Origin of the sequence: Mycobacterium sp. TY815 (assembly GCF_030755135.1) — a bacterium.
Taxonomy (GTDB): Bacteria; Actinomycetota; Actinomycetes; order Mycobacteriales; family Mycobacteriaceae; genus Mycobacterium.
Map to the genome: position 1 here is coordinate 2,887,261 of NZ_JAUFRX010000001.1, position 18,765 is coordinate 2,906,025.

The window sequence follows — 18,765 nt, forward strand, 5'->3', positions numbered from 1 at the left end:
GACAAGTTGCCGCGAGCAGGTATGACGCGGACTGGCATCATCGAAGCGTGACCCTTCATGTGCACCGCTTCGGCCCGGCCGGCCCGCTCCAGATGCTGGCATTGCACGGATTGACCGGTCACGGGCGGCGCTGGCAGCACTTCGCGGACTACGTGCCGGAAATCGCGGTGGCCGCACCGGATCTGATCGGGCACGGCCGCTCGTCGTGGGCCGCACCGTGGACCATCGACGCCAACGTCACTGCGCTCGCCGCCCTGCTCGAGGCGGACGCCGAGGCTCCGGTGCTGGTGGTCGGGCATTCGTTCGGTTCTGCGGTGGCGATGCATCTGGCGGCGGCCCGACCGGACCTGGTGTCGTCGTTGCTGCTGCTGGATCCCGCGATCGGCCTGGACGGGCAGTGGATGGCTGAGATCGCCGAGGCGATGTTCGGCTCCCCCGACTATGCCGAGCGGTCCGAGGCACGCCAGGAGAAGGGCGGCGGCGTGTGGGCGGACGTGGATCCGGCGGTGCTGGACGCCGACGTGGAGGAGCATCTGGTGCAGCTGCCCAACGGGCGGTACGGCTGGCGAATCAGCCTGCCGGCGATGATGGCGTACTGGAGCGAGTTGGCACGTGCGGTTGTGCTGCCCCCGCCCGGGGTGCCGACGACGCTGGTGCGGGCCCGGTGGACGTCGCCACCCTATGTCAGCGAGGAGTTGGTCGCAGGACTGCGTGAGCGATTGGGCGACGACTTCGAGCTGCTCGACTACGAATGTGATCACATGGTTCCGCACGCCAAGCCCGACGACGTCGCCGCCCTGGTCCGCAAGCGGCTGCAGCTGGTTTAGCCGTGGCCGCGGTGACCGACGAGCAGATCGAGCGGGTACGCGCTCTGGTCGCGGCCATCCCGCCCGGCAGAGTGTCCACCTACGGTGACATCGCTTCTGCCGCAGAGCTTTCCAGCCCACGCATCGTTGGCTGGATCATGCGCACAGACTCCGCGGACCTGCCTTGGCACCGGGTTATCACCGCGTCGGGCAGACCCGCCGCCCACCTCACCACCCGGCAGCTGGAGCTGCTGCGCGCGGAGGGAGTGCTGGCGGTCGACGGGCGGATACGGCTGTGCGAGGTCCGGCACGAATTCTGAAGTGCCGCAAGCCGTCAGCCTGCTAGGCCGGCTGCACCGGACGTCCCGGTCTCACCCGTCAATCCGATGGGGCCGTAATTGCCCGGTGCACCCCACTGGCCCTGCACGTAATTGAGGGGATAACCAGGAGGTCCGCCGCTGCCGGGTGCGCCGCCGGCTCCTCCGCCGCCGCCGACGCCGGGGTCGCCGCCGGCACCCCCGGCACCGCCGCCGCCGTTGACGCCACCGTTGGGTCCCGTGCCGCCGGTGCCGCCATTGCCGCCCATACCGCCGGTACCGCCGGTGCCACCCATGCCACCGTCGCCGCCACTACCGCCGTTGCCGCCACTGGTGTTGCCGCCGCTGCCACCGGTGCCACCCGTGCCGCCGGGCGCGCCATAGCCGCCGGTACCGCCGGCGCCCCCGGCACCCGCGTTGCCACCGACGGCGTTGCCGCCGCCGTTTCCGGCGTTGCCGCCGTTTCCACCGCTGCCACCGGCACCGCCGGGCCCGGCGCCGTAGCCATACCCGTCACTGAGTGACGCGCCCTTTCCGCCAGTACCGCCACTGCCGCCGGTGCCGCCGGCCGGGCCGTTAGTGCTGAGTAGGGGATTGATCGGGCCATTACCGCCGATCCCGCCGATGCCGCCGGTACCGCCACCCACGCCGCCGGTGCCGCCGGCGCCGCCGTTGCCGTAAGTGTTGCGCGTCCCCAAGAAATCTTCGACGGGAAAAGCGTTGTATCCGCCGTTGCCGCCAGTGCCGCCGCTGCCCCCGTAGCCACCGGTGCCGCCTACACCGCCATCGCCGGCGTAGGCATAGAAAACGGGGAAGTTGGAAGCGTTTCCGCCCCAACCGCCGTTGCCACCTTGTGCGCGGAACCCGCCGGTACCGCCGACGCCGCCGGTGCCGCCGAAGGCACGGATGTTGATATTGAGTTCGCCGTTCACGGCGGCTGCGCCATCGCCGCCATTGCCGCCTCTTATGCCGGGAAGCGAGGAGTCCGGCCCACTTGCGCCACTGTCGCCTATCAGGTGTTTGACCCCGAAGCCGACATCTTCGAGCCTGGTACCTGCCCCATTGGCACCGGATCCCACTTGCCCGGTGTTGATTTGCCCGGGGGGGTTGTAGCCGTTCGCGCCGGTCCCGCCGTTGCCCCCGACGCCTCCCGCGCCGCCGCTTCCCGCGTCGCCCTGATTACCGGCCTTGGCTCCGGCGCCGCCGGCGGCGCCGCCCGCGCCGCCATTGCCGCCGTTGCCGCCGTTGCCGCCGTTGCCGCCGGCTCCGCCGCTGGCGGCGCCGGTGACGCCGTTGCCGCCGGCACCGCCAGTTCCAGCGGCACCGCCGCGTCCGCCGTCGCCACCTCCGGTGGCACCGTCGACGGCGGGGGCCCCACCTTTTCCGCCAGCGCCGCCATCACCGCCGATGCCTCCAGCGGTACCGGGAGCACCCGCAGTGGCGTAGCTCATACCGTTGCCGCCGTTCCCGCCGATGCCGCCGACACCACCGGTGCCGCCGGTGCCTACGGCGCCTATCTGCCCGCCGAGTGACAGTGCGGCACCGCCGAGGCCGGCCTTTCCACCAGTACCACCCCCGCCACCGGTGCCGCCGGTGCCGCTGACCCCGCCTCTGCCGCCCGTGCCGCCGATACCACCCTCGCCACCGGCGCCCCCACTTCCACCGATAATTCCGCCGGTTCCGCCGCTGCCGCCCGAGCCGCCGTTGCCGCCAGCACCTCCGGCAATGCCCGCGTCGCCGAACCAAATGCCATCCGTTCCGGTGCCACCGACACCGCCGGCGCCGCCGGTGCCGCCGCTGCCACCGGCGCCCATTTCGCCTGGTTTGCCGCCGGCAGCTTGGGCGAGACCGCCGAGCCCGCCGCTGCCTCCGCTGCCGCCGTTACCACCGTCGCCGCCGCTACCGCTGGCGGAACCGCCGGCACCCCCGGCACCCCCCGCGCCGGCCAGGCCGCCGGATCCACCGTCGCCGCCGCCACCGGAGCTCTTACCCCCGAGGCCACCGGCCCCGCCGCTTCCACCGCTACCGCCCGTGCCGCCCGTCATGCCGTGTTGACCGGGATCGGTCGCATTGGCACCTGGAACGCCCTTCGCGCCATTTCCGCCGTTGCCACCAGCGCCGCCGTTGCCGACCGAACCGCCGTCACCGCCTCTACCGCCGGCGCCGCCCGCGCCGCCATCGCTGGTCGCCGAGGCCCCGGTTCCGCCGACGCCGCCGTTGCCGCCAGCGGACGGGGCGTTGCCCGACGCCCCGTCAATGCCAGGGCGGGCGCCGGCGCCCCCAGCTCCGCCAAGGCCGGCGAGACCGCCAGCGCCGGGCTCGCCGCCGCGGCCGCCGTCCCCACCGTCGCCCGCAGTGCCGTTGACCACCACCCCGTTCCCGCCGCTACCGCCGTCGCCCGGCGCTCCGCCCTGACCGCCATTACCGCCCGCTCCGCCCTGACCGCTGGTGCCCTTCCCGATCGCGGTGCCGCCGAGGCCACCAACGCCGCCTTTGCCGCCCACACCACCGCTACCACCGTCACCACCGGTCAACCCGGCACCGCCGGTGGCACCCTTCGCACCCGAACCGCCGCTCGCGCCGTGGCCGCCCGCACCTCCGACACCGCCGTTGCCCGACGTCGAACCGCCCGCACCGCCGTCGCCTCCGGCGCCACCGCCACCGCCGGCACCACCGTCGCTACCGGGGCCTGGTCCCTGAGTACCCGCCAATCCGTTACCGCCGGCACCTCCGTTACCGCCGTCGCCTACCGATCCCCCGGCACCACCCTTGCCTCCGCCACCGCCAGCCCCACCAACAGCGGTCGCGTCGGCGCCGGAACCGCCGGCGCCGCCCTTCCCGCCGGCGGTAGCAGTTGAACCCGCATTACCGTCGGCCCCAATTGCACCCGGTTGAGTTCCGGTACCGCCGGCGCCACCCAGACCCGCGGCTCCGGCGGCACCGGGGTCACCGCCCTTGCCTCCGTCACCGCCGCTGCCCGCAACACCGTTCACAACCGCGCCGTTGCCGCCGGCACCGCCATCACCCGGAGCTGCGCCGTGACCGCCGTTGCCACCGGCACCGCCATGACCGCCGGCCCCAATGCCGAGCGCGGCCCCGCCGGCGCCACCGGCGCCCCCCTTACCGCCGGCACCACCGTTGCCGCCATCAACGCCGTTGGCGCCCGCACCGCCGACCGATCCGGTGACGCCGCTACTACCGTCTGCCCCAGTACCACCGGAGCCCCCGGCACCGCCATTACCCGAGATCGTCCCGCCGGCACCGCCCGCTCCGCCGGCCCCGCCGGCACCGCCGGGGGTGCCGCTGGCGCCCGGCTCGGTGACCTGCGCAGCGGACATCCCATTGCCTCCGGCGCCACCGGCGCCGCCGTTGCCCACGGAGCCACCCGCACCACCTTTGCCGCCGGCACCGCCGGCTGCGCCGGCAGTTGTCGCATCGGCGCCGGAACCGCCCGCACCCCCATCGCCACCGGTGATCCAGCTTCGGCCGTGCACCCCGGCAACTCCACCGTGTGCGCCGGCCCTGCCGCCAGCACCGCCGATGCCCGCATTACCGCCTCTGCCGCCGTCGCCGCCGCTACCGGCGATCCCGTTGACTACGGCGCCATGACCTCCCGCTCCACCCGAGCCGGCAACTCCGCCGTCACCGCCGGCACCGCCGACACCGGGTGCACCAGCCTTGCCGAAAAGGCCGCCTCCGTGACCCGATGCCCCACCGATGCCGCCGGACCCCCCGAGGCCACCGTCACCGCCCGCCCCGCCGGTGAGTCCGAGGTCGCCACCTGCACCATGACCGCCGCCACCCCCCACCCCACCCGTACCGCCGGCGCCGCCGGCGCCGCCGGCGCCGAACAGCAGGCCGGCGTGGCCACCTGCACCACCGTGTCCGCCGACGCCGCCAACTCCGCCGTTGCTGCCGTCTGCGCCCGGCAGGAACCCGTCATAGCCCGGGAGCCCGACTGCGCCGTCTCCGCCGGAACCCCCCGCGCCACCGTTGCCGAACAGCAATCCGCCACGGCCGCCGGCACCGCCGGTACCGCTGTGTGGGCCGCCGGAACCCCCCGTCCCACCGTTGCCGAACAGCAGTCCGCCGGAACCGCCGGCACCACCGCGACCACCGGTACCGCTAACCGAGAGCCCCCCCGCACCGCCGACGCCACCAGAACCGAGCAACCCTGCCGCGCCACCCGTACCACCGGCGCCGCCGATCCCTGTCGTAGAGGAACCGCCGGCACCACCGGCACCACCGGAGCCGATCAATCCGGCAGCGCCACCCCTGCCGCCCACTCCTCCGTTGCCGCCGTTCGCCCCGGTCGCGCCGGAGCCTCCGGCACCGCCGTTGCCCCAAAGGATGCCACCGGCGCCACCGCTTTGGCCGGTACCCGGCGCGCCGTCGGCGCCATTCCCGATGAGCGGGCGTCCGAAGTATGCAAAAGTGGGAGTGTTAATGGCATCCAGCGATTGCCGAATTATTTCGGCACCCAGGGCTTCGGTGTGGAAATACGAAGCCGATCCGGCCGCCAAAGAGTGCAGAAATTGATCGTGGAAAGCGGCCGCCTCGGCGGCGACCTTCTGGTAGCCCGCTGCGTGTGCCCCGAAAAGGTCCGCGACGCGCGTCGAGACCTCGTCGGCGGCCGCCGACAGCACCTCGGTGGTGGGCAGCGCCGCAGCAAAAGTGGCTGCGCTGATCGCTGATCCGATGCTCGCGACGTCCGACGCCGCCGCGATGAGGGCGTCGGTTGCAGCGATCACATACGACATGGCAACGGCCCCACTTTCCCGCAGAGATTCCCGATCCGCAGATGTTATTCGCGGTGCCAGATATGAGGCCAGATTTTTACGTTCGTTATAGAAAAGTTATTCGTTGTGCGGGCTGTGTCGAACAATTTTACAGATCGATACCTATTGCGGAGAAAGGGGCCTCTTGTACGGTTTCTGGGCAGCAAATTGCCATACCCCTGGTACTTCCGCGTGAGATATCTGGCGTGAAGTAGGCCGGCGCGCTAGAGGATCATCCGCACCATCGCCGCGGTACGGGCCAGACCCGGAAACGCCTCGGCGGTGGACCGTGGATGCAGAGCATGGACCGCAAGACGAAACATCAACGCGCGCAACAGCATCTGTGACCATTCCGGCAGCGCGCTCCAGCGTTCGATGAGGCCGTCGTCGGCCTCGCCCCAGGACAGCGCGTCGACGACGACCACACCGGCCGCCCAGGACGCCGGCCGCCAGTACGGGGTGATGTCGGTGATGCCGGGAGGCGCGGTGCCCGCGAAAAGCACTGTGCCGTAAAGGTCTCCGTGTACCAGTTGATTGGGGCTGCGGGTGGGCTTGCGCAGCGTGGCGAGTTGATTGATCAACTCTACGGAGCGCTGCGCGTCCGCGGATGCCGGCGCGGTCTGCGCGCCGGGCGGCACCGACTGCAACGGCCGTTCCTCCCACGCGGCACGGTCGGCGGCGATGAAGACGTCGACGTCAGCCCACGGTGCGGTGGGTCCCTGGGTCAGGAAACGGGGGCGCTCCAGCTTGCCGGTGGCCTCGTGCAGGCGAACGGCCGCCGAGACGACCTCGTCATGGCGGGCTTCCGGTGCACCCGCGACGAAGGTGTCCGCCCGCCAGCCCGACACCACGTAGCGACCGTCGGTGGATCGGACCGGCCGGGCCAGCCGCACACCGTCGACGAACAACGTCTCACGCACCCGGGCCGACCATGTCGCGCGGGCGTTGTCGGCCACCATGGACAACACCACTTCACCGCACCGCCAGCCGCCTTCCCAGGCGGCGCCGAGGGGCGCGGGCTGGACTCCGGTCAAACCGAACGCTGCCAGCACATGCTCAGGCGGCGGCTCGACAGTCACAGCGGTCAGCCTAGTCGGGCGACGATGCGCGTCGGAACGGACGCGCTGAGGAGCCCGACAATCCAGCCCAGCGGGCGACGATGCGCGTCGGAACGGACGCGCTGAGGAGCCCGACAATCCAGCCCAGCGGGCGACGATGCGCGTCGGAACGGACGCGCTGAGGAGCCCGACAATCCCATCTGCCAGAGGCGCCTGCGCGCCGCAGTCAGTACACCACCATGTCGGGCTGCATCTGCGCGGCCCACGCCAGGATCCCGCCCTGCAGGTGCACGGCATCGGAGAACCCGGCCTGCTTCACCGCAGCCAGCGCTTCCGCCGAGCGCACCCCGCTCTTGCAGTACAGGACGGCCACCCGGTCCTGCGGCAGCTGCGCCAAGCCCTCACCGGAGATGATCAGCCCCTTCGGCACGAGCTGGGCGCCGTCGATGTGCACGATGTCCCACTCCACCTGCTCGCGAACGTCGATCAGGGCCAACTTCTTGCCGGCATCCATCATGGCGCGCAGCTCCTGCGGTGTGATGGTGGAACCGCTCGCCGCCGCGGCGGCGTCCTCCGAGACCACACCGCAGAACTGCTCATAGTCGATGAGTTCGGTGATCTTCGGCGTAGTGGGATCCTTCCGGATCCTGATGGTGCGATAGCTCATCTCCAGCGCGTCATAGATCATCAGCCGGCCGAGCAGGGTCTCGCCGATGCCGGTGATCAGCTTGATTGCCTCAGTGCCCATGACCGACGCGATCGAGGCGCAGATGATGCCCAGTACACCGCCCTCAGCGCAGGACGGCACCATGCCCGGGGGCGGCGGTTCCGGGTAGAGGTCGCGGTAGTTGAGCCCGAGCCCGTCGGGTGCGTCCTCCCAGAACACCGACGCCTGGCCTTCGAAACGGTAGATCGATCCCCACACGTACGGCTTGCCCGCCAACACGGCGGCGTCGTTGACCAGATAACGGGTGGCGAAGTTGTCGGTGCCGTCCAGGATCAGGTCGTACTGGCTGAAAAGGTCCACGGCGTTGTCAGCTTCCAGCCTGAATTCATGGAGTCGCACCTCGATCAGCGGGTTGATCGCAACGATCGAGTCGCGCGCCGACTGCGCCTTGGACCGTCCCACGTCGGCCGTGCCGTGGATGACCTGGCGCTGCAGATTGGATTCGTCGACGACGTCGAAGTCGACGATCCCGATAGTGCCGACACCGGCGGCTGCGAGGTAGAGCAGCGTCGGGGATCCGAGCCCTCCGGCCCCGATCACCAGCACCCGGGCGTTCTTCAGCCGCTTCTGTCCGTCGACACCCAGGTCGGGAATGATGAGATGGCGACTGTAGCGCGCCACTTCCTCACGGCTGAGTGTCGCGGCGGGTTCCACAAGCGGCGGCAACGTTGGCGTCACAACATCGAGGTTAGGCGATCAGCACGCCCGCGAGAACCTACGCGATCGGGTAAGGCCAGGGATTGAACCGGCACGTCTTGCCGTCGGCCTTGACCTGGTCGGGGTCGAACTTGGCCCCGTCGTCGTTGGACGTGGAGAACGTCTGCTGCATCATCACCGGCGCCAGCGCGCCCTGCTGATCGCACGGCTCGTGCTTAACGTACCCGATGGCGTGTCCCACTTCGTGATTGATCACGTACTGCCGGTAAGAGCCGATGTCACCCTCGAACGGCACGGCTCCCCGAATCCAGCGCGCCTCGTTGATGAACACCCGAGACTGCCGATCAGACCCGAAAGACGGGTTGTAGCACGACGTCTCGAGCCGGAACTCGTAGCCGCAACCCTCCCGCACCGAGACCGGTGAGACCAGCGAGACCCGGAAATCCGGCTTGCTCCCACTGTTTCCGTCGATCCGGATGAACGCGAATTGCGGGTTGTGGGTCCAGCCCTTGGGGTTGGCCAGCGTCATGTCGACCATCTGCGCGAACGCGTTGTCGCCGCCGTACATGTTCGGGTCCAGACCGTTCTCGATTTCGATGGTGTAGCGGAACACTTTGCTGGTGCCCTGACCGATCTGCGGAGTGGTCCCCTCGATGACGCGGTAGGTCTTGTCGCCCGCCTCGGTGTACGGGCCGCCGTCGGGCAGCGTTCCGGCCGGCAGGTTTGCGTCGAACGCGACCAGGCCGCGCGGCGGCGTGTCGATGATCGACGTGCCCACCGCACCGATGGTCGGCGGCTCCTTGTGGATCGTGTGAGCCGCGGGCTTGGGCGTGCTGGTGCCGGTGACCGTCTGGTACACGACGACGAGGGTGAGCACCGTCAGCAGCGGAAGCGCGTACGCCCGCCAGCCGTAGGTGGACACGAACCGCCCCAGCCAGGTCTGCTTGCGCCACTGGCGCGGCCGGTCCCGGTCCGCGCGCACCCGCCCCGCGCTCTGGCCGAGCGGGTCACGCTGCGCCCGCAGCGGCTCACGCCAGTCGTCACGCAGCACTGGCGCCCGACCGGTATCGCGGGGCGGCCACTGGGACGTCATTTCCCCAGGATGGCACAGTAGCCGGGGGCAACCGGCCCTGGCGCGCCCGAAAACCCGCCGACCTGCTTCATATCGACCTCACACCCCAACGAGTCCGCAGGTAGTAAGGTCATGGCAATACAAGGGCGGCCCAGGGGGATGGCTGAACGGTCGCCGGCCGAAAGCGATCAGATTGAGGACGATGAGCGATCTAGCCAAGACGGCGCAGCGACGTGCCGTCAGATCGGCCGACGGTGTTCGGCCGATCGAAGGCGCTCCGGTCTCCAACCGCCGGGGCAACCGGTTGCCGCGCGACGAACGCCGCGGCCAGCTGCTTATCGTCGCCAGCGACGTCTTCGTGGAAAGCGGATACCACGCCGCCGGCATGGATGAAATCGCCGACCGCGCCGGAGTGAGCAAACCGGTTCTGTATCAACACTTTTCGAGCAAGTTGGAACTCTACCTGGCGGTGCTGAATCGGCACGTGGAGAACCTGGTCAGCGGCGTGCAGCAGGCACTGGGCCGCACCACCGACAACCGGCGCCGACTGCACTCGGCGGTGCAGGCTTTCTTCGACTTCATCGAGCACGACAGCCAGGGCTACCGGCTGATCTTCGAAAACGACTACGTCACCGAGCCCGAGGTCGCCGCGCAGGTGCGGGCGGCCACCGAATCGTGCATCGACGCTGTTTTCGCACTCATCGCCGAAGACTCGGGCCTGGACCCGCACCGCGCCCGGATGATCGCGGTGGGACTGGTCGGCATGAGCGTCGACTGCGCCCGGTACTGGCTGGACTCGGATCGTCCGATCTCGAAGTCCGACGCGGTCGAGGGCACCGTGCAGTTCGCCTGGGGCGGCCTGTCACACGTGCCGCTCGCCCGTTCCTAAGCCTTGGCTTTGGCCACCGCTTCGGCGCCGACCCCGAATCCGACCCGGCGCGCGTCCGCGACACCGATTTCGACATAGGCGATCTTGGCCGCGTTGACCAGGATGCGCCGGCCGCGCTCGTCGTTCAGGCTCAGCAGACCGGAGTCCTCGCGCAGCGCGGCACCGACGAGCTCCTCGACCTCACCAGGCGTCTGCGCACTGGAGAAAACCAGCTCGCGCGGACTGTCCGTGATACCGATCTTGACCTCCACCGGGGCCCCTTCCGTTGGCATTTTCGTCGCAGGCGTCTGTGCAGCAGGCTAGTGGACGGGTCGGACCGGCACAGCGCCCCGCCCCCCAAACCGGCAGTTCGCGGTTAGTGAACAAACCCATCACGATTCGGTTTAGGCACCCGTCGCAGCCCTGAACCGGTCCGTCCACGTCATTAACATCGGCACCATCAGTAACATCCGTGACACCCTCTACGACATCGTCCGAGACCTCGAAGAGTTCCCGGGCGATGACGCTCGCGCGGAAAGCTACGCCGCAGACTTCGACGACGACGACCCGGAGACCGACAGCTGGGACGATTCCGACTACCAAACCGACGAGGAATGGGCATGGCCCGCCGACCGCCGCTGGCGCCCGATCGCCATGTTCCTCGGCGCCGTTGTGGCGATCGGAGCCATTGCCACCGCGGTGATCATCAACAGCGGCGACAGCGCCACCACCAAGGCGACGGTCGGGGTGCCGGCCCCCCGTACGGCCATCACGACGCCCCGATCCAGTGCGCCGCCGAGCGCGACCGCGAGTGCCCCGCCGACCTCATCCCGCGGCCTACTCCCCCCGGAGACGGTCACCACCATCGCGCCCAGCGACGCGCCCACCAAGACGGCAACGCCGCGGCTACCGACCGCTGCCCCGGCTCCGACAGCCGCCCCGCCCGGCGCGGCGATCAACCCACGCACCGTCGTCTACAGCGTGACGGGCACCAAGCAGCTCTTCGATCTGGTCAACATCGCCTATACCGACGCCCGCGGCTTCCCGGTGACCGAGTTCAACGTCGCGCTGCCCTGGACGAAGGTTGTCGTGCTCAATCCTGGCGTGCAGACCGAATCGGTGATCGCGACCAGCATCTACGGCCAGCTGAACTGCTCGATCGTCAACGCGCAGGGTCAGGTAGTGAAGGCGTCGACCACCAGTTCCGCCCTGGCGACCTGCACCCGCTAACTCAACCCGAGTTCGCGCATCCGGCTGTCGTGGGTGTGCTGTAGCCGCTCGAAGAACGCGCCCAGCTGCCCCAGCCCGCCCGTCCCGGAAACCACCAGGTCGACCAGTTCGTCGTGATCGGCCAGCAGGAACTGCGCCTGGGTGATCGCTTCGCCGAGCAGCCGCCGCGACCACAGCGCCAGCCGGCTGCGTTGCTTGCCGCTGGACGTCACCGCCGCCCGCACCTCAGCGACGACGAACTGGGAGTGCCCCGTCTCGGACAGGGCCTCGCGCACCACGTCGGCCACCTCGTCGGGCAGCCCGTCGGCGATCTCCAGGTACAGGTCGGCGGCCAGGGCGTCGCCGACATACGTCTTCACCAGGGCTTCCAGCCAGGTGCTCGGGGTGGTCAGCCGGTGGTAGTTCTCCAGCGCCGAGACGTATTTCGACATCGCCGGCACCACGTCGACACCGCGCCGTTCCAGGGCGTCCCGCAGCAGCTCGTAGTGCCCCATCTCGGCGGCGGCAATGCTGGCCATCGAGATCCGGCCCCGCAGGTTCGGGGCCATCCGCGCCTCTTCGGTCAACCGGTAGAACGCCGCCACCTCGCCGTATGCGAGCAGCGCGAACAATTCGTTGACGCCAGGGTGATCCGCCGGCAGCCGGGGCCTGGGCGAATCGGCCGCCTTGTCGTGGGAGTCGGCGGTGGATGGCGAAGGCATGGTGACACTTTAGTCGGCAGGATTAACGGAACATGGGTGCCCGCTGGGCGACCAGGTATCATGCTTGGTAGGCAGTGGCTGAATCTGTGCTGTCACTGCCCAAAAGAAATGTGCGTGCACGCAACGGCCCGCCCCGATCAAGCAGCGGGCCTCGGCGACGTAATCGGAGTCGGAAATCGTGCGCGCGAACCGCGACACAGACGAAGTACCGACTCAAACTCGATTACTGTCACCGAAAGGCTCTCCTCCCGCGTATGACCGCACTAAAAAGCACCACCCCGTTGACCTTTGCCAGCCTTGGAGTTCGCGACGAAATCGTCAGCGCACTGGCCGAAAAGGGCATTGAAACCCCATTTGCTATCCAGGAACTCACCCTGCCGCTCGCGCTCGCCGGCGAAGACGTCATCGGCCAAGCGCGCACCGGCATGGGCAAGACCTTCGGGTTCGGCGTACCGCTGCTGCAGCGCATCACGTCCGAGACCGCCACGCGACCGCTGACCGGCGCACCGCGGGCCCTGGTTGTGGTCCCGACCCGTGAGCTGTGCCTGCAGGTCAACGGCGACCTGGCCACCGCCGCCAAGTACCTCAAGGTGAAGAACGAAGACGGCACCGAGCGCCCACTGTCCGTCCTTGCCATCTACGGCGGTCGTGCCTACGAACCGCAGATCGAAGCGCTGCACAAGGGCGTCGACGTCGTGGTGGGCACCCCGGGCCGGTTGCTCGACCTGTGCCAGCAGGGCCACCTGCAGCTGGGCGGATTGTCGGTGCTGGTCCTCGACGAGGCCGACGAGATGCTCGACCTGGGCTTCCTTCCCGACATCGAGCGCATCCTGCGCCAGATTCCGGCCGACCGGCAGTCGATGCTGTTCTCCGCGACCATGCCGGACCCGATCATCACCCTGGCCCGCACGTTCATGGTTCAGCCCACCCATATCCGGGCCGAGGCACCGCACTCGCTGGCCGTGCACGACACCACCGAGCAGTTCGTCTACCGCGCCCACGCGCTGGACAAGGTTGAACTGGTCAGCCGGATTCTGCAGGCCCAGGATCGCGGCGCGACGATGATCTTCACCCGCACCAAGCGCACCGCCCAGAAGGTCGCCGACGAACTCCAGGAACGCGGTTTCGCGGTCGGAGCCGTGCACGGCGACCTCGGTCAGATAGCCCGCGAGAAGGCGCTCAAGGCATTCCGCTCCGGCGACATCAACGTGCTGGTGGCCACCGACGTGGCCGCGCGCGGCATCGACATCGACGACGTCACGCACGTCATCAACTATCAGTGCCCGGAGGACGAGAAGATGTACGTCCACCGCATCGGGCGCACCGGCCGCGCCGGCCGCACCGGCGTCGCCGTCACCCTGGTCGACTGGGACGAGCTGGAGCGCTGGTCGGCGATCGACAAGGCGTTAAGCCTGGGCTCCCCCGACCCGTCGGAGACCTACTCCAACTCGCCGCACCTGTACTCGGAGTTGGTCATCCCCACCGACGTCGGGGGTAGCGTCGGCACGCCGCGCAAGGCGCCCGTCAAGCAACGCGAGGCCAGCAGCGGCACATCGCAACGCCCGCCCCGGCGTCCGGACCGCCGCAAGCGCACCCGCGGCGGCAAGCCCGTCACCGGCCATCCCGAGGCGAACACCGCTGCCGCCGCTGACGCGGCTCCGGAGAACGCCGCACCCGCCGGGGCCGGCACCGGCGCTCCGTCCAGCAGCACCCGCCGTCGTCGCCGTCGTCGCAAGCCGGCAGACGCCGCCGCGGCGGCCAACTGACGGCATACTCACATCCGTGGTCCGACCCGAGCGCCGCACCAAGACTGACATTGCGGCCGCCGTGGCAATCGCGGTCGTCGTCGCGGTAGCCGCGTCGCTCATCTGGTGGACGAGCGACGCGCGGGCCACCGTCAGTCGGCCGGCCGCGACTGCCGCCCCGACGCCCAGCCAGGCCCGCGACGTCCCGGCCACCCTGCGCCAGCTCTGGACCGCTCCCAGCCCGGGAACCCGGGTTCCGGTGGTGGTGGCAGGCTCCGTCGCCACCGGCAACGGGCGCGAGGTGCAGGGGCGCGATCCCGGCACCGGTCAGGTCCAGTGGAGCTACTCGCGGGACACCGACCTGTGCGGGGTGACCTGGGTATACCACTACGCCGTCGCCGTCTACCGGGACGACCGGGGCTGTGGCCAGGTCAGCACCATCGACGGATCGACCGGGCGGCGTGGGCCGGCCCGCAGCAGCTACGCCGATCCGAAGGTACGGCTGTCCTCTGACGGCACCACCGTGCTGTCGGCGGGCGACACCCGGCTGGAGATGTGGCGCTCCGACATGGTCCGGATGATGGCGTACGGCGAGACCGACGCGCGCGTGAAGCCGGTGAACCGCGGCCTGCACTCCGGCTGCACCCTCGAATCGGCCGCAGCCAGCTCGTCGTCGGTGGCGGTGCTCGAGGCCTGCACGAACCAGGCGGACCTCAAGCTGATCCTGCTGCGACCCGGCAAAGAGGACGACGAACCACAGCAGCAGGTGGTGCAGGAAACCGGGGTGCGGCCGGGCACCGGTGCCCGCGTCGTGGTGGTCTCGCAGAACCGCGCCGCGGTGTACCTGCCGACACCGCAGCCTCACCTCGACGTGGTCGACGAAACCGGGACCACGGTGTCAAGCACCCTGCTGGCCGGACCGCCGTCACCGTCGTCGGTGGTGTCCAGCACCGGGAACCTGGTGACCTGGTGGACCGGCGATGCGCTGCTGGTGCTGGAGGCGACCAACCTGACCGCGCGTTACACGATCGCCGCCGGAGAGACGGCCGCCCCGCTCGGCCCGGGAGTGATGATGGCCGGTCAGCTACTGGTGCCGGTCACCGGTGCGATCGGCGTTTACGACCCGGTCAACGGCGAGGCCAGCCGGTACATCCCGGTGGAACGTCAGCCGGGCAGCTCGGCGGTGATCCCGGCGGTCTCGGGCTCCCGCGTGATCGAGCAGCGCGGGGACACCGTGGTGGCGCTCGGTTAGTTGTAGTCCACCGCGAAGGTCGGCAGGGCCTTGCCGGTCTTCCAGTGCTTGATCAGCGCCTTCGCCAGTTCGCGGTAGGCCAGCGCGCCCTTGTTCTTCCGCCCGGCCAGCACCGAGGAGCCCGACGCGCTGGCCTCGGCGAAGCGCACCGTCCGCGGAATCGGCGGCGCCAGCACCGGCAGCTCGTAGCGGTCGGCGACATCGAGCAGCACATCGCGGGTATGGGTGGTCCTCGAGTCGTACAGCGTGGGGAGAGCACCCAGCAGGCGCAGATCCGGATTCGTGATCTGCTGGACGTCGGCCACCGTGCGCAGGAATTGCCCCACCCCGCGGTGCGCGAGCGTCTCGCACTGCAGCGGCACAATGACCTCGCCCGCAGCGGTGAGCCCGTTGAGCGTCAGCACCCCGAGCGACGGCGGGCAGTCGATGATCACCACGTCGAAATCGTCCGCGAGTTTGGCCAGCGCCCGCTTGAGCGCATATTCGCGCCCGGCCCGCATCAGCAGCATCGCCTCGGCACCTGCGAGGTCAATGTTGGCCGGCAGCAACGTCATTCCCTCGGACGTCTCGACCAGCGCGGCACCCGGTTCGACATCGCCGAGCAGCACCTCATGGACGGAGACCGGCAATTTGTCCGGATCCTGGCCCAGCGAGAAGGTCAGACACCCCTGTGGGTCCAGATCGACGAGCAGCACCCGTTTTCCCTCGTCCACCATCGCCGCACCGAGCGACGCGACCGTCGTCGTCTTGGCCACACCGCCCTTCTGATTGGCCACCGCCAGCACGCGCATGTCACTCACAGTGCCCATCCTGGCACGGAACCCATTGCCCCGTTCGGGTGGCGGGCCCGGCACCGCCCCCGGCGTGTCTCGGGCAGAATCGCGGGCATGGGCGTACACAACCGGAGGCTGGTGCTGTTGCGCCATGGAGAGACCGAATGGTCGAAGTCGGGGCAACACACCGGCCGCACCGACATCGAGTTGACCGCCGCCGGCCGGGAGCAGGCCGAATTCGCCGGCGTGGTGCTCGGCGATCTCAAACTCGACAGGCCATTCGTGTACTGCAGCCCCCGACGCCGGACGCTGGTCACCGCCGACCTGGCCGGACTCATCGTCGACCAGGTGACGCCCTTGGTCGCCGAGTGGGACTACGGCGACTACGAAGGCCTGACCACGCCGGAGATCCACGAAACCGACCCGGACTGGCTGGTGTGGACACACGGATGCCGTGGCGGTGAAAGCGTCGCGCAGGTCAGCGAACGTGCCGACCGGGCGATCGCTCTCGCATTGGAGAACATGGAGTCGCGGGACGTTCTTTTCGTGAGCCACGGTCATTTCTCCCGGGCCGTGATCACCCGCTGGGCGCAGTTCGACCTGAGCGAGGGCAGCCGCTTCGGTATGCCAACCGCCACCATCGCGATCTGCACTTTCGAGCACGGTATACGGCAGCTCGCTCAGCTCGGCCTGAGCTGCCATCCCAAACCGGCTGCGATCGCGTGAGCCGCGAACCGGCCTTTGCGCTCACCGGTCCCCGGGGAACCCTGATCGCCGAGCGCGCCGGCGACCGCTACCCCGACATCGCCGCGGCACACGCGGCGCTACGCACGGGACGTGCGCCAATCGTGTTGGGCGCGTTGCCGTTCGATGTGCACCGGCCGGCCGCGCTGTTCGCCCCGGAGAACCTGAGCCACGTCAACGCCCTGCCCGGCTGGCCGACCGGTCCACTGCCGAGCGTCCGCATCGACGCCGCCCTACCGCCCAGCGACGAGCACCGCGACCGCATCAGCCGCGCCCGCAAACAGCTTGCGGCGCAGGATAATCCGCTGCACAAGGTGGTGCTGGCCCGCGCCTTGCGGCTGGCCGCCGATGCTCCACTGGACGGCCGCGTCGTCCTGCGGCGACTGATCGACGCCGACCCGACGGCATACGGCTTCCTCACCGACCTGAGTGCGGCCGGCCCGGACTACGACGGGACGGCGCTGGTGGGTGCCAGCCCGGAACTGTTGGTGGCCCGAACCGGCACGCAAGTGGTGTGCCGGCCGTTCGCGGGCTCGGCTCCCCGCTCGGCCGATCCCGACATCGACGCGGCCAACGGCGCCGAACTGGCCGCATCCGACAAGAATCGGCACGAACATCAGCTGGTCATCGACACGATGCGCGCGGCCCTCGAGCCGCTGTGTGACGACCTGACCATCGCCGCCGAACCGCAACTGAGCCGCACCGCCGCGGTCTGGCACCTGTGCACGCCGATTGTCGGCGAGCTGCGCGACAGCTCAACGAGCGCAATCGATCTGGCGCTGGCGCTGCACCCCACCCCGGCGGTCGGCGGGGTGCCGACCGAGCAGGCCACCGAGTTGATCGCCACCTTGGAGGGCGACCGGGGCTTCTACGCCGGCGCGGTGGGCTGGTGCGACGCGCGCGGCGACGGCTACTGGGTGGTGTCGATCCGGTGCGCCGAGTTGTCGGCCGACCGCTGGACCGCGCTGGCCCGCGCGGGCGGCGGCATCGTCGCCGAATCTGATCCCGACGACGAAGTCGCAGAAACCACAACGAAATTCGCGACGATTTTGAAAGCGCTGGGAGTAGAGCAGTGAGTGCGCAGATCCGCCGCGCCACGCCTGCCGACGTGGCCGACATCACCGCCATGATCCACCAGCTCGCCGAGTTCGAGCACGCCGCCGATGAGTGCACGGTGACCGAAAAGCAGATTGCCACAGCGCTTTTCGGCGATTCCCCGACCGTCTACGGGCATGTCGCCGAGTGCGACGGTCAGGTCGCTGCGATGGCCCTGTGGTTTCTGAACTTCTCCACCTGGGACGGCGTGGCGGGCATCTACCTGGAGGACCTGTACGTGCGGCCGCGGTTTCGCCGTCGCGGCCTGGCCCGCGGGCTGCTCGCGGTCCTGGCAGCAGAGTGCGTGCACAACGGTTACAGCCGGCTGGCGTGGGCGGTGCTCAACTGGAACACCGACGCGATCGCCTTGTACGACGGCGTCGGCGGGCGGCCGCAGACGGAGTGGACCACCTACCGGGTGTCCGGCCCGGAACTGGCCGCACTGGCCGGCCCCGCCTGATCGCGCCCGGCTGCCCAGCGCACCGACGGCCCACTGAACAACAGCGCGAGGGTCACCAATGCCACGAGCGCGACGGGTGTTCCGAACACCGGCCGGTGCGAGCCGACCGCCAGGTACCAGGCCACCGGCAGCAGCAGCAGCTGCGTGAACACAGCCAGTCCCCGGCCCCAGCGCTTGCCCTTCACCAAGGCGAGCCCAGCCGCCAGCACCGCGCCCCCGATCACCGCGAACCAGGCCGCGGTACCCAGACCGTTGACGACATGCTGATCGGCCCCGGCCAGGCCGCGGATTACCAGAATCACGGCGACCACCAGCCCCGCGACTCCCTGAGCCGCGACGATGAAGCCGGCACGACGGACGGTGGACGGGGCGGAGTGAGTCACAGCGCCAGCGTAGTCAGGCTGGCCGGGCGCTCTTGAGATTGCCGCGACGGTCGTGCTCTGCGCCCAGTCCGCCACCATGGCGGCAATCTCGGTGGGACG

The 18,765-nt window shown here is 69.7% G+C and carries 17 protein-coding genes; 9 read left to right on the forward strand and 8 right to left on the reverse strand.

The window, feature by feature from the left end; genetic code table 11:
• Positions 1-92 precede the first annotated feature (92 nt).
• On the forward strand, positions 93-827 hold the full coding sequence (locus QXK92_RS12400; RefSeq protein ID WP_306244374.1) for an alpha/beta fold hydrolase: 735 nt from the start codon (positions 93-95) through the stop codon (positions 825-827).
• Between the two features lie 2 nt (positions 828-829).
• The gene (locus QXK92_RS12405) at positions 830-1,126 is read left to right on the forward strand and encodes an MGMT family protein (protein WP_306241909.1); all 297 of its coding nucleotides are present in this window, start codon (positions 830-832) and stop codon (positions 1,124-1,126) included.
• A 14-nt stretch (positions 1,127-1,140) separates the two neighbouring features.
• Here QXK92_RS12405 and QXK92_RS12410 read toward each other — a convergent pair whose 3' ends face one another.
• From QXK92_RS12410 to QXK92_RS12425, 4 genes are all read right to left on the reverse strand, one after another.
• A complete protein-coding gene (locus QXK92_RS12410; protein ID WP_306241910.1) occupies positions 1,141-5,883 on the reverse strand; it encodes a PE family protein in 4,743 nt (1,580 codons plus the stop codon).
• 242 nt (positions 5,884-6,125) lie between these two features.
• Positions 6,126-6,980: a TIGR02569 family protein gene (locus tag QXK92_RS12415; protein ID WP_306241911.1), complete on the reverse strand. Its 855-nt coding sequence runs from the start codon at positions 6,978-6,980 to the stop codon at positions 6,126-6,128.
• A gap of 205 nt (positions 6,981-7,185) precedes the next feature.
• Positions 7,186-8,364: an adenylyltransferase/sulfurtransferase MoeZ gene (gene moeZ / locus QXK92_RS12420; protein ID WP_306241912.1), complete on the reverse strand. Its 1,179-nt coding sequence runs from the start codon at positions 8,362-8,364 to the stop codon at positions 7,186-7,188.
• Between the two features lie 37 nt (positions 8,365-8,401).
• Positions 8,402-9,436, reverse strand: coding sequence for a DUF3152 domain-containing protein (locus QXK92_RS12425; RefSeq protein WP_306241913.1), 1,035 nt, complete (start codon positions 9,434-9,436; stop codon positions 8,402-8,404).
• 181 nt (positions 9,437-9,617) lie between these two features.
• Between QXK92_RS12425 and QXK92_RS12430 the strand changes: the two genes are divergently transcribed.
• Positions 9,618-10,304, forward strand: a complete 687-nt coding sequence (locus QXK92_RS12430; RefSeq protein ID WP_306241914.1) for a TetR/AcrR family transcriptional regulator — start codon at positions 9,618-9,620, stop codon at positions 10,302-10,304.
• Here the strand turns inward: QXK92_RS12430 and QXK92_RS12435 are convergent.
• On the reverse strand, positions 10,301-10,555 hold the full coding sequence (locus tag QXK92_RS12435) for a DUF3107 domain-containing protein (RefSeq protein WP_306241915.1): 255 nt from the start codon (positions 10,553-10,555) through the stop codon (positions 10,301-10,303). The two genes, QXK92_RS12430 and QXK92_RS12435, sit on opposite strands and share 4 nt — an antisense overlap.
• Positions 10,556-10,772: 217 nt before the next feature.
• On the opposite strand from QXK92_RS12435, the gene QXK92_RS12440 reads away from it, so the two are divergent.
• Positions 10,773-11,513, forward strand: coding sequence for an MmpS family transport accessory protein (locus QXK92_RS12440; protein WP_306244375.1), 741 nt, complete (start codon positions 10,773-10,775; stop codon positions 11,511-11,513).
• Here QXK92_RS12440 and QXK92_RS12445 read toward each other — a convergent pair.
• Positions 11,510-12,214 (reverse strand): ferritin-like fold-containing protein, encoded by a 705-nt coding sequence (locus tag QXK92_RS12445; protein ID WP_306241916.1) that lies wholly within the window; start codon positions 12,212-12,214, stop codon positions 11,510-11,512. The two genes, QXK92_RS12440 and QXK92_RS12445, sit on opposite strands and share 4 nt — an antisense overlap.
• A 254-nt stretch (positions 12,215-12,468) precedes the next feature.
• Between QXK92_RS12445 and QXK92_RS12450 the strand changes: the two genes are divergently transcribed.
• Together QXK92_RS12450 and QXK92_RS12455 are read left to right on the forward strand one after the other, a co-directional pair.
• On the forward strand, positions 12,469-13,980 hold the full coding sequence (locus QXK92_RS12450; protein ID WP_306241917.1) for a DEAD/DEAH box helicase: 1,512 nt from the start codon (positions 12,469-12,471) through the stop codon (positions 13,978-13,980).
• A gap of 16 nt (positions 13,981-13,996) precedes the next feature.
• A complete protein-coding gene (locus QXK92_RS12455) occupies positions 13,997-15,211 on the forward strand; it encodes a hypothetical protein (protein ID WP_306241918.1) in 1,215 nt (404 codons plus the stop codon).
• Here QXK92_RS12455 and QXK92_RS12460 read toward each other — a convergent pair.
• On the reverse strand, positions 15,208-16,011 hold the full coding sequence (locus QXK92_RS12460; protein WP_306241919.1) for a ParA family protein: 804 nt from the start codon (positions 16,009-16,011) through the stop codon (positions 15,208-15,210). The two genes, QXK92_RS12455 and QXK92_RS12460, sit on opposite strands and share 4 nt — an antisense overlap.
• A gap of 87 nt (positions 16,012-16,098) precedes the next feature.
• Between QXK92_RS12460 and QXK92_RS12465 the strand changes: the two genes are divergently transcribed.
• From QXK92_RS12465 to QXK92_RS12475, 3 genes are read left to right on the forward strand one after another with little or no spacing between them, the layout of a single operon-like run.
• Positions 16,099-16,710, forward strand: a complete 612-nt coding sequence (locus tag QXK92_RS12465; protein WP_306241920.1) for an acid phosphatase — start codon at positions 16,099-16,101, stop codon at positions 16,708-16,710.
• Complete coding sequence (locus tag QXK92_RS12470; RefSeq protein ID WP_306241921.1) at positions 16,707-17,804, forward strand: isochorismate synthase MenF; 1,098 nt, start codon at positions 16,707-16,709, stop codon at positions 17,802-17,804. Before QXK92_RS12465 ends, QXK92_RS12470 begins: the two co-directional genes overlap by 4 nt.
• Positions 17,801-18,283 carry a GNAT family N-acetyltransferase gene (locus QXK92_RS12475; RefSeq protein WP_306241922.1) on the forward strand — a complete coding sequence of 161 codons (483 nt, stop codon included), beginning with the start codon at positions 17,801-17,803 and terminating at the stop codon, positions 18,281-18,283. Before QXK92_RS12470 ends, QXK92_RS12475 begins: the two co-directional genes overlap by 4 nt.
• Here QXK92_RS12475 and QXK92_RS12480 read toward each other — a convergent pair.
• Positions 18,235-18,666, reverse strand: coding sequence for a hypothetical protein (locus QXK92_RS12480; RefSeq protein WP_306241923.1), 432 nt, complete (start codon positions 18,664-18,666; stop codon positions 18,235-18,237). The two genes, QXK92_RS12475 and QXK92_RS12480, sit on opposite strands and share 49 nt — an antisense overlap.
• Positions 18,667-18,765 lie beyond the last annotated feature (99 nt).